General features: G+C 28.8%; 13 protein-coding genes. 3 read left to right on the top strand and 10 right to left on the bottom strand.

Going from position 1 to position 11,775, the window contains the following annotated elements:
* Position 1: 1 nt before the first annotated feature.
* Together P3X86_RS14230 and P3X86_RS14225 are read right to left on the bottom strand one after the other, a co-directional pair.
* Entirely contained in the window at positions 2 to 364 is a 363-nt protein-coding gene (locus P3X86_RS14230) for a BlaI/MecI/CopY family transcriptional regulator (RefSeq protein WP_483293370.1), read from the bottom strand.
* A 169-nt stretch (positions 365 to 533) separates the two neighbouring features.
* The gene (locus tag P3X86_RS14225; protein ID WP_483293369.1) at positions 534 to 1,223 is read right to left on the bottom strand and encodes a hypothetical protein; all 690 of its coding nucleotides are present in this window, start codon (positions 1,221 to 1,223) and stop codon (positions 534 to 536) included.
* A 568-nt stretch (positions 1,224 to 1,791) separates the two neighbouring features.
* On the opposite strand from P3X86_RS14225, the gene P3X86_RS14220 reads away from it, so the two are divergent.
* The 3 genes from P3X86_RS14220 to P3X86_RS14210 all read left to right on the top strand — a co-directional run bounded on the left by P3X86_RS14220 (position 1,792) and on the right by P3X86_RS14210 (position 4,193).
* Positions 1,792 to 2,673, top strand: a complete 882-nt coding sequence (locus P3X86_RS14220) for an AraC family transcriptional regulator (protein ID WP_483293368.1) — start codon at positions 1,792 to 1,794, stop codon at positions 2,671 to 2,673.
* An 18-nt stretch (positions 2,674 to 2,691) separates the two neighbouring features.
* The gene (locus tag P3X86_RS14215) at positions 2,692 to 3,240 is read left to right on the top strand and encodes a GyrI-like domain-containing protein (RefSeq protein WP_483293367.1); all 549 of its coding nucleotides are present in this window, start codon (positions 2,692 to 2,694) and stop codon (positions 3,238 to 3,240) included.
* A gap of 176 nt (positions 3,241 to 3,416) precedes the next feature.
* Positions 3,417 to 4,193, top strand: a complete 777-nt coding sequence (locus tag P3X86_RS14210) for a hypothetical protein (RefSeq protein ID WP_483293366.1) — start codon at positions 3,417 to 3,419, stop codon at positions 4,191 to 4,193.
* A gap of 69 nt (positions 4,194 to 4,262) precedes the next feature.
* Here the strand turns inward: P3X86_RS14210 and P3X86_RS14205 are convergent, their stop codons facing one another.
* The 8 genes from P3X86_RS14205 to P3X86_RS14170 form a co-directional block, all read right to left on the bottom strand.
* Positions 4,263 to 4,727, bottom strand: coding sequence for a hypothetical protein (locus P3X86_RS14205; protein ID WP_483293365.1), 465 nt, complete (start codon positions 4,725 to 4,727; stop codon positions 4,263 to 4,265).
* A 125-nt stretch (positions 4,728 to 4,852) separates the two neighbouring features.
* On the bottom strand, positions 4,853 to 5,779 hold the full coding sequence (locus P3X86_RS14200) for an alpha/beta fold hydrolase (protein ID WP_483293364.1): 927 nt from the start codon (positions 5,777 to 5,779) through the stop codon (positions 4,853 to 4,855).
* Positions 5,780 to 6,085: 306 nt separating this feature from the next.
* On the bottom strand, positions 6,086 to 7,012 hold the full coding sequence (locus P3X86_RS14195) for an alpha/beta fold hydrolase (protein WP_483293363.1): 927 nt from the start codon (positions 7,010 to 7,012) through the stop codon (positions 6,086 to 6,088).
* A gap of 539 nt (positions 7,013 to 7,551) precedes the next feature.
* Positions 7,552 to 8,115, bottom strand: a complete 564-nt coding sequence (locus P3X86_RS14190; protein ID WP_483293362.1) for a GrpB family protein — start codon at positions 8,113 to 8,115, stop codon at positions 7,552 to 7,554.
* Positions 8,116 to 8,185: 70 nt separating this feature from the next.
* On the bottom strand, positions 8,186 to 8,470 hold the full coding sequence (locus tag P3X86_RS14185; protein WP_483293361.1) for a hypothetical protein: 285 nt from the start codon (positions 8,468 to 8,470) through the stop codon (positions 8,186 to 8,188).
* 99 nt (positions 8,471 to 8,569) lie between these two features.
* The gene (gene proS / locus P3X86_RS14180; protein WP_483293360.1) at positions 8,570 to 10,012 is read right to left on the bottom strand and encodes a proline--tRNA ligase; all 1,443 of its coding nucleotides are present in this window, start codon (positions 10,010 to 10,012) and stop codon (positions 8,570 to 8,572) included.
* A gap of 654 nt (positions 10,013 to 10,666) precedes the next feature.
* Entirely contained in the window at positions 10,667 to 10,942 is a 276-nt protein-coding gene (locus P3X86_RS14175; RefSeq protein ID WP_483293359.1) for a hypothetical protein, read from the bottom strand.
* An 11-nt stretch (positions 10,943 to 10,953) separates the two neighbouring features.
* Positions 10,954 to 11,496, bottom strand: a complete 543-nt coding sequence (locus P3X86_RS14170; RefSeq protein ID WP_483293358.1) for a hypothetical protein — start codon at positions 11,494 to 11,496, stop codon at positions 10,954 to 10,956.
* Between the last annotated feature and the right edge of the window lie 279 nt (positions 11,497 to 11,775).

The raw sequence follows: 11,775 nt of genomic DNA, 5'->3' as shown, positions 1-11,775 counted from the left end.
TCTATCCCTCCTTATGCTCATTGATCAACCTTTGCAACTCATCTATTTCCTTGTTATTTAATCTTTTACTTCTTGTAAATGATGCTAAAAACTTCGGAAGCGAACCATCAAATGTTTCTTCTAGAAACTGTTTGCTTTGTTCGGCATGAAAGTCATCTTTTTTTATGAGAGCTATTACCACACCATTTTTATTTTCAAAAACTCTTTTTTTCTCAAGACGTTTGAGCATGGTATATGTAGTAGATTTTTTCCAGCTCAATTCTTTCTCACACAACTTTACTAATTCTTTTGATTTGATAGGCTCACTATCCCAAATAATATCTGCAAATTTTGACTCCGTATCAGTAAGTCTATATTCTTTCACTATCAACATCTCCTTTCAGTCTACAAGTTGTAAACCACTTTCTATAGTTTACAACTTGTAGACCAAATTGTCAATAGAAACTTACATAAAATTTTTACCATAGTTCCTATACTAAAAATAACTAGACCGACAAAATACAATATGTCGGTCTAGTTTTATATCAATATATCTAATTATAATTTTGTTGTTTATCTCTAAATAGCTTACTTAAAGGTATTGTAGCAACAGGAATAGCAACTCCCATCCCAATATTCATGCAGAAAAAAACAACAATGGCACTATTAATCAAATAGCCAACTAATCCTATAAGCATTATCACACCGTTAGCAAGATAAGCATATTTTACTATCTTACTTCTTTTATCTTTATCAAATGCTAAAGATACAAAAATGCATGACATACCAAAAAAAAGTGTCCATCCTAGCATATTAATAGCGGCGATAGCTGAAATTGGGTTCGATAAAATAAATTGCTCAAGCCCATTTGTTTGCCCATTATTTATTAACATTCTAACACTACTTATTTGAACAAAATAATTTATACTAATTAATATTAAAAAACCAAGTCCAAATAGTTTAGCAATCTTTATATAATACTTTTTTGTTGGTTTAACAAGCTCTTCAATGCTACATAGCTGTATAACAAAACATACTCCATACAAAATCATGAAACACATTGCAATATGCTTAAATATTTGATTAGTTGTTAGAACTGTATTTACATAGTTTTCAAAGTTTGTCCACAAGAAAATTGGGTTTAAGGCTAAAATTGCAACATAGCAAATAGTATATGTTACAAATGCGATAACAGCCATTATTGATGCCCAATAGCCTATTTTTAATGCTGAATTATTATTCATATATTAACTCTCCCTTCAATATGTTTGTACTCATATAAAGGAGAATTTTATTCTAGTTTTTGTGTAAAGAGAATTATATCGACAAATTGGAAGTAAGGATTTCTAGTGAAAATTAAACTAAATGTTTTCATGCAAATGTAGCCTATACTAATATTTGTAGAAACCATTAAAAATATCGCTGGATTTATGATGAAGAAAATGATTGATACAACTAGTAAAATAGATACTATTATTATATTGTATTTTTTCATATACACATCTCCTTTTAATTAGTTAATCCAACTCTTAATCTGTTAGCAATGTATTGCAAAATAATAATATAATTACTTCTTTAGCTTCCTTGTTACAATTAGAGATATTGGTTACCAATATTTCTTCACTTTGTTAATGATTATAACATAAAAAATGCTTATCTACAATTTTTGCTAACATACTATCTTGACTACTAAACACTGTCTGATATACTAATATATACATTAAATTAATGACATTATATTTTACTTTGCATTTTTAGTACACCAATTACAAAGCAAAGTATTATTTACTTTGTTAGACTGTAATGGAAGGAATGATAACTGTGGATTGGCTAGATAGAATGAATAAAGTTATAAATTATATTGAAGATAATATTGTTGGTAATATTGATTACAATGAGATTGCAAAAATTGCTTGTTGCCCCAATTACCATTTTCGACGTATGTTTTCGTTTATTACAGAAATATCACTTTCTGAATACATAAGACGTCGACGCTTAACACTTGCAGCTTTTGATTTACAACATAGCAATAGTAGTGTTATTCAAATTGCATATAAATATGGTTATACATCTCACTCAGCCTTTACTCGTGCTTTTAACGAACTTCATGGGATTGCTCCTACTTTAGCACGTAAATCAGGTGTAAATTTGAAGGCTTATCCACGAATGTCTTTTTCTATCTCGATTACAGGAGGTACAAACATGAATTACAGGATCGAAAAAATGAATGAGTTTTCAGCAGTGGGTTTCAAGCATACTGTAAAAACTGATGAAGTATTTACAACAGTACCTAAACTTTGGCATCAAATACATCACAAAGGCTTTTCAAAGAAATTACTAGATTTAATAGACACAAATGAAGAAAAAAAATTAAATGGTATACTTGGTATTTTATCAGGTGGAGATTGGGGAAAGAATATGGATTTATCATACTACCTAGCCATTCTGTATGAAAAAAATACACCTGTAAATATGGAGAAATTGCACTTTCCTGAAAGCCATTGGGTAGTATTTGAAGCCTCAAATCTTTCTGAAGTAGCAAACGCTTGGAAAAAATTGTACACCGACTGGCTTCCAACGTCAATATATTCTCTTGCTAATTTACCAGCAATTGAATGTTATTATCCTCCAGATCATAATCCTCAAAATGAACTTTGGATACCTATTAACAAACAAAATTCAATTACTCTATAACACGGAAGGAATGATAAAATGGCAACATTAAAAAAGATAGAATTCATAGAATTTGGACCTTATAAAATTATCGGAAAGGAAATAAAAACAAAGCATCAAAGTTTTAACCCTGTTTGGGGATCAAAGCATGAAACTATACCATCTCTATGGAAAAGATGCTTCTCTGATGGTACCTTTGACAAGCTTATAGCTATGGAAAAATACTTCCCATCAGAAACACCTGAAGGTTACCAAGGGTACAAAAGAGACTATTGTGATAAGGATGGAACATTTACTTATCTTGTGGGTTTTTTTATGAAAGCTAGCACTCCTACTCCTGATGGATATGTTTCTTACAATGTTCCTGCTTGCACTATTGCAAGAGCATGGATTGAAGGTGAAGAATATGATATATTGCCTAATGCTAGTAAGTTAACAATTAATTCTATTAAGCAAAATGGGTATACTTTAGATCTGCAAAATTACTTTGAATGTGAAGTTTATACTGATATAAGGTTCAATATACCTAAAAATAATGGTCAAAAGGTTTTAGTACTTGATTATTATATACCTTGTTTAAAAAAGTAAAATGATAAAAGCTTATGGCACAATAACTCTAGCAAATATGATCTTATCTGCTAGAGTTTTATTGATTAATATCTTATTTATATATACACTTTATTTACATGCTTTTAATAGTATGTTATACTTGCAAAAAATAAACACTATAATTATTCACATAATACACCTTAGGAGGTTTTTCTATGTTGGTTGACGACAGTATAGTATTAGATTTTTTAAATAAAGAAAATCATGATTGTATTAAAAATCATTGGGTATTTCAAAATATAAATAGAGGAATATTTTTATTTGAAACACCAGATTGCAACCTTAAAGATGAGATAAATAAAATCCATACAATAATGAAATCGATTCTTTTAAATTTTACACCTCTTAATGAATCAATTTATTCTGCTTTGTATCCTAACTGGAAATCTATCACAAGTAATCTCAATATACTACTCGTTGTGGGATGTCCTGAGCCTTATGATGCTTTGGTAAGAACTTATAATAATAAAGAATATATAATATTCGATTTGATCCGTTTTTATGAATACTCTATAAAGGGGCATAATATTGATACGTTAGTAAAAAAATTAATCACTCACGAAACTTCTCACATTTGTTTGCACGAAAAATATCCTTTTCCTCTATCTAACGCTTATATTGACAAAATGAAATATATCGTTTTTGATGAAAGTTTTGCACATTTACTATCATTTAAAGATAATATTAAGCAAATAGATTTTTCTACATATATAGATGAACACTATAATAGATCTTTCACAAAACTAAAAGATGCACTACAAGAAAAAAAACCCCTCAAACAAGATCAATTACTTATTGAATCTAACTATGGTTCTTATTGGAGTAAATATGCATCTGTTAGTGGCAAACTATTTTTATCAAACCATTTGGATAATATAGTCAACATCTATAATAATGGTATATCTAATTTTATATCTTTAATGGGTTTATAACAATCTGTACTCATTATTATTTCAAACCCCAATACTAGGCGGAATAGTATCGGGGTTTTTCAATTTTATTTAGTAATTATAATAAACAGTAAGCTTAACATATTGATAAGACTTTAAACCATAATAGTAGTTACTTATATTTGTACCATTATAGTAAACATACCATGTTCCTTTTGCAGGTGTGCCAACAAGTGCTCCTGTTACTTCTGTTTTATTTAATGAACCCCAAGGTGCTGAAACATATCCTGATTTACTATTTTTTACGTGTATCCTATTTGATACGATAGCACCTTTCCCACTCCATGATATATTTGAATTTGCATCAACAACAACTTTTTTTACAACTGCACCTGATGGAATACCATAGACATTAAATTTTATAACACTTGAATCACCACTTTTACCCGCATCTAAGTATAAACTCATTTTCTTTGAAGAAGTAACAGTTTTTGATGATGAAATTGCAAATGAAGTTGTTATCATAAATGCCATACATATAACTAGTAATAATACAGCTAACTTTTTAATATTCATTAATATCACTCCTTTTATTATCTCGACAAAATCGCTCCCATTTTGCCAATACTTAGTTTAATTTTGATAGAATCTAGTAAATAATTATATTGTAATATTTTTTAATTACATACCTAATCCAAGTTCTATTGTTTAAAAAAATTAATTAATATAGTATTCACTTTTTCAGGAACTTCATAATGTGCTAAATGAGATGCATTTTTGATAATATGAAAATCCATATCAGGTATAATTAATCTTAACCTATCAATAGACTCTTTAGGTATGTTCTTATCGTTATCGCCCCATATTAATAATGCAGGTATATTTTGTTGTTTTACTTTTTCATAATACGGTTTTGAATCGGTTAGGCAATTTCCTTTCGCATTTGCTAATACAGCACGTTTTTTTCCTTTGTACACTAATTGTGCTTTAAGCTTACTTTCTAGTTCTTCTTTTTTTGTATCATCTAATAGTATACTAGCTTTTTTAAGTATAAATTTATCTCCTGCTACACTCATGAAATATTCACCTAATTTACTTCTCAAAAGCCTTACAATATTACTCCCTTCAAAGGCATCAGATAATGGTGCTAAGAATACTATTTTTTCTACTAATTCAGGATGTTTAGCTGCAAAATAAGCACAAGTACTACCTCCTTGAGATGTTCCAACCAAATATATAGGTTTTCGTATGTTTAGTTTTTCAAGAAGTTCTATTAGTTGCTGATCATATAAATATCTATCGTATTTATCTAATTTAGGTCTATCAGAAAATCCATGTCCGTATACATCGTATCTTAAAACCCTGTATCCTTCATCTAATAATGGTTGCATATTATAATCCCATGTTACAGCAGGTGCTGCATTCCCATGAACTAGCACTATTAGCTTTGCATCTTCATTTCCTTTTAATTCATAGTGAGTATATCCATTAGATAATTTGACAAAGCTACCACCAATACTAGCTCTTGTTGTTTCATTGAGTTCTTTACTTTCCATATCACCTGTAATAACTGGAAGTAAAACTATAATCACAACAAGCCCTAGAACTATCCAAAACACTTTTTTCATTTTCTATCAACGCTCCTTCAATTAATTCTAATTTAGCCTATTCTTTCTAAACTAAAAAATTATTCTGTTTTTACTATACTAAATTATATTAAACATAGTTCTTATTTATTGCTTAATTAAAAGATAAAAAAGAATCCATTTAGAAGTGCTTTATAAACTTACATGATTTATTATATTAATAAATAAGAGCAACTCACCTTAATGCTCGTCACTCTTATGCCTTCACTATTTTTCTTATAAAATTTATACTTTCTTCACTTAAACATAGCACTATAAGTGTTTTTGTAGATAATACGCCATTCTTCATTATTTTTTAAAAAAATCGATTAAAATAGAATTTATTTTTTCTGGAAATTCATAATGTGCTAAATGAGAGGCATTTTTAATCAAGTGAAATTCCATATTAGGTAAAGTTACTCGTAATCTATCCATAGATTGTTTTGGTATACTCTTATCATTTTCGCCCCACGTTAATAGCGTAGAAATATTTTGTTGCTTAACTTTTTCATAATAGATTTTTGCATCGTGCAAACTATCTCCTCTCATATTTGCTAATACTGCTCTTTTTTTTCCTTTATATATTAACTGATTTTTGAGTTTTATTTCAAGTTCTTCTTTTTTTGCCTTATCCGAAAGCATACTAGCGGGTTTTATTATTAATTTATCCCCCATTACCCCCATCAAATAATCTCCTACTTTAGTTTGCATAAGTTTTAATCTGTTTTTACCTTCAAAATCATCAAATAATGGCGCTAAAAATGCTATTTTTTCTACTAATCTAGGATGTTCAGCTGCAAAATAAGCACAAATACTACCTCCTTGAGATGTTCCCACTAAATAAACAGGTTCTTTTATATGCAGTTTTTCTAAAAGTTCCATAAGTTGATTATCGTAAAGACTTTTATTGTACTCTTTTAATTTAGGTCTGTCAGAATATCCATGACCATAAATATCATATCTTAAAACTCTATACCCTTCATCTAATAATGGCTGTATATTATAATCCCATGTTACAGCAGGTGCTGCGTTTCCATGAACCAACACTATTACCTTTGCATCTTCATTTCCTTTTAACTCATAATGAGTGTATCCATCCGATAGTTTTGCAAAACTACCACCAATATCAGCCCTTGTTATTTCATTAAGATCTTTACTTTCCATATCGCCTGTAATAAATGGAAGTAATACTATAATCACAACAAGTCCTATAGCTATCCAAAGTACTTTTTTCATATTCAACCAACTCTCCTTCATTTAATCTTCATTTATTTTTTTAAAACAGAAATACATTCTAGCTTATATTACCATAGTTTTTTTTTTATTTCTTAATTAAAAAGATGAAAAGGTGTCCATTTAGAACAAATAATAATGATTTTTATTATCATTTTATAGAGATGTATAGATTTTTCTTTATTTGTACATTAATACAGTTTATAATAAAAGCTATAAAAACTCACAAATAAAGACAGAACTAAATTTGTATCATATGTCTGTCTTCATAAACTCTCTTTACACATCTATTTATAATTCAATATATTCATCAGACTAGCGGTATTATCATAACAATTAACAAATTCATGAGGTAATTTCCCTTCTTCACTATCCAGAATAAGTTTTACACTGCCTTTGATTAAATAGATATATTCATCAATCTCATTCATATGTCCACTATTAGTGAGTGTGGAACAATAAGAAATCTAGGTGATTATTGAATCCGAATAGTTTAAAAGACCTCCTTATTTTTAATAAGGAGGCTTATGCAGTGCATTATATTATTTATCTTTTTTATTTATTGCTTTAATGCTATTTAATTCATCAGCATTCATTCCTTCTGCTTTTAAAAAGCTAATCAATAAATCTGTTTTTCCATCTATATATGATTCTATATCGTTTGGATATTCTTTGGCAAGCTTACGTTTTATATCGCTGTATGCTTTAACTGCTTCTTTATTTTTTCTCAAATGATTTCGGACTAATAAATTATTTCTAAGATTTACACAACCATCAATACAAACATATAAATGATGCTCCATCCAGTTTATATGAGAATTATCTTTTTTATATTTAAAAGCTTCTCTACCTTTTATGCCTAAATCGCCCACATGTTTGTAACCAACACTTGCAAGTAGTTTTATTACTTTCAAATTGTCCTCTTCATTTTTTACAATAATAGCAATATCAAGAATTGGTTTTGCCCATAATCCTTCAACTGACGTACTTCCAACATGCTCAATCTTGGTATTAACTTCAACTAATAGCTCTTCATAGAATTTTCTAGCTTTTTCAAACTCCGTTTTCCAATTAGGATTATATGGTTTTACTAATATTTTTCTCATTGGTACCTCCATAGAATGGTTAAAATGTAGATTATAAACGAACCTAATGAAATAAATTCACATTATATTTTTATTTAAAATCTTTATTCTTTTTTAACTCGTTAAGACGTCTTTTGTGCGTCTTTCTATTTTTCCTTACTTTTTTTTCTGCGTATAACAAATTATCTAACTCTTCAATATATTCGTCATTAATGTTTTCATAATTCATTAATTTATCTAGTTTTTTTGATGCCTGTTTCATTTTCTTTTTAGCCATCATTTGCTCTTTGTGAATCTTTTTTTCTTCAAGTTCTAAACATTGTTCTCCTTTGTGATATTTTTTATAGGATTGATAAATGATTTCATGTTTTTTCATTTTTTATTCTCCTTAAAACTAGTTGTCTGAAAAAATATAAGTAATACATCTATTACCCTTATAATACACAAAAGTTGCTTTTGTCTTTCTGTTTATGTTCTAATAACTCTTTGCAACTATTACAGATTCACCTAAATTAAAGTTTTCATCAACAAAAGGCATGCAACGTCTTGTAAGTTTATAAGTAGACGCTACTTTATCATATTCTTCTTTTTCTGTTTCACTTAATGGTAACTCGACAAACCCTATAAAACCGCTTTCAAATAATTTTTCACATTCTTCTAATGTAGCACAACGTTTAGTGTTTTGGTTTGTGAAATTTTTATGTTTTTCATACATATCTACTTGCATTTCATTTAGCAAACTATCGCTATTTTCAATAAATTCATCTATGCTTATAGTAGTTTTTGATATTTTACCAAGGTCTCTACGTACATATGTTATCATTTCTTTCTCTAACTCTCGCTCGCCAAGTTCTAATCTTAGTGGAATTCCTTTTCTTATGCTATTCCATATTTTATCACTAAATCGCTTATCCATATCACCATCTACTTCTGTTCTAATACCTCTTGATTGTAGTTTTTGTTTGATTTCATTACACTTTTGTAGCAATAAAGTATTGTCTGTGTTTTTCTTTATAAATGGTAATATTATTATCTGTGTTGGTGCTATTTTAGGTGGAAGTATTAGCCCATCATCATCACTGTGAGACATTATGATTGCACCTATCAATCTTGTTGTAATCCCCCATGATGTAGTGTATGCAAGTTCTTGTTTACCATCTTTATTTTGGTATAGTATATTAAAAGCTTTTGCAAAGTTATTACTCAAATCATGTGATGTCCCTGATTGCAAGCTTTTACCATCTTGCATCATTGATTCAAAAGTATAAGTTTCCTTAGCTCCACCGAATCTTTCTTCTTTTGTTTTTGTTCCACCTATTGAATACATAGCTAAATAATCTCTTACAAAGTTCTGATATATGCGTAGTACTTGTTTTGCATTTTCACTAGATTCTTCTTCAGTTGCAAAAGCATTATGTCCTTCCTGCCACAGAAACTCAGCTGTTCTCAAAAACGGACGAGTTCGCATTTCCCATCTCATAACATTTGCCCATTGATTTAGCTTTAGTGGTAAATCTCTATAGGATTTTATCCACCTACTCATAGCCTCTCCTATTATTGTTTCAGAAGTTGGCCTAATAACATATGGCTCTTCTAATTTTGCATTCTCATCAATCCCTAAGTTTCCATCATTATTTTTCAATCTATAGTGTGTAACAACTGCAACTTCTTTTGCAAAACCCTCTACATGTTCTGCTTCTTTTGCAAAATAAGACATTGGTATAAGTAATGGAAAATAACAGTTTTTCACTCCATCTTCTTTAATTATTTTATTAAATTCATCTCTAATCAATTCCCATATAGCGTATCCATACGGTTTCATAGTCATACATCCTCTTACAGGCGAATTTTCTGATAAACCTGCATCTTGTATAACTTTTAGATACCATTTTGAAAAGTCTTCTTTTCTTGCACTCATATTTGTTTAATAATATATTTTACTAATATATTATTTTCCTCCTTAATATTTATTTTAGTATATTTATTATTCTTTAATATACGGTTTTTGTCAAGTGGATTGGCACTTTTTTAACAAAGAAATTTTACAATGTACTTAAACCTGTATAATTAATAGAAAATAATAACTTTATAACAACATTCTAACTGCACAATATTTAATAAAGCTTCATAAATATTTTAAGATAAGTTTATTATATCCAATTACCTTTTTAACTTTCTAATTTCATTATAATAATTATATCCTAGTATCATGATTACCCTAAAAATATGTTTAGTAGATATAACTTCACTCAAAAATATACAGCTTATTTTTACCCGTATACGCTACCCGTAATATAATCACTATCATTATATCTAGAAGTATACAGCATCCATGTAAACACCAAAAGGTAAAAGTATAGTAGCAGTAATGGTTTGAATAAGGGGCATCAATTATAATCCACTAATCTTTTAATTAGCTAATCATAGTAAATCTCATATAGTTATATTTTTGGAGATTGACTTGACATATACATGTATTATTATTTTTAAAATTATAAATCGAAGGCTGTCAAATGTTATTTGCTATTTGACAGCCTTCATTGTGCTATGAAGAATCTTTATAAACTTTTCCTCACCTTTTATATTTATTTTTGATTGCTTCTTCTACCTTAGACATTGCATACAGAAAATCTTGAGCATAATTAGAAGATGTCTCCATATACATTCTTGTAAAAGTCTTTATTTTTTCAAGTTTAATGCTCTTAGTAGATTTATTCTGTAATAAAGACAATACCCTTGTATATTCATCTATAAATGTTTTTATAATATCTTCTTTAGTTTCAGAATATTTTTTCTCTAGTAAAACTAGTGCATTCTCTATTAGTTTTTTCAACTCAGTATTTTCCATTATTATCTCTCCTAATTAAGTGGACTAATGTTGACGATCCATGAATTTGGCCAATTTAATGGCATTAATATCTGATCTGCCCCACCATTTAGTCTTTGACCATTTTGTGATGTTTGAGGAGCTACTTTACCAATGTTTAGTACAGTTCCTTTTGGTATTTTTATAGTAGCTACATAATCCATTGTATTTCCCCATTCAGGAAGTAACGCTAGTTTATCCATAATCTCTTGCTTGTTATTGCTATTAAAAGTTGTTACAAATCCACCATTTGCCTTTGCAGTTCCACCAAAAGCTCTGTATACTATTATATCCTGAGTGGCTTCTACTGTTCTGTAATTGCTATTAGCAAAAGATTCTTGGATCCATGTTGGTAATGAATTATCCTTATTAAGCTCTTTTACTTTAGCATCAATTCCTGTCGTTGTATTGTACATAGACTTCATGCTGTAATTTGTATCATTCATTCCAGTAGTAGCGTTTATGTTACCTACATTAAGTACAATTAAACACATAAGCAAAACAAATAAACTTAACTTACCTATACTTCTTTTCATTGGTTGCACCTCCATTGATTTTATTTTTTTCATATTATACTACCGTACAAGAAAAAACACAATAGATAAAATTCAAAAAATAAAATCCATTATTTGGGATAAAAAGTGTATAAATAATGTGTATAAATTAAGTATATAGGAGGCTTTATATTTAAGTCCTTAGTCTTTAAAAATACTATGATTTACTCCAAGTTTCGAGTTAATGTTAAAAATCTTAATTTAACAGTTTTTGGATCAAGTACATTTCTAAACTCAAGAGTATCACTAGAATTGACCATT

This window comes from Abyssisolibacter sp. ZYX002 (genome assembly GCF_056892235.1).
Note: the sequence above shows the minus strand (reverse complement) of the source record. Positions and strands in the feature narration are given on the sequence as shown.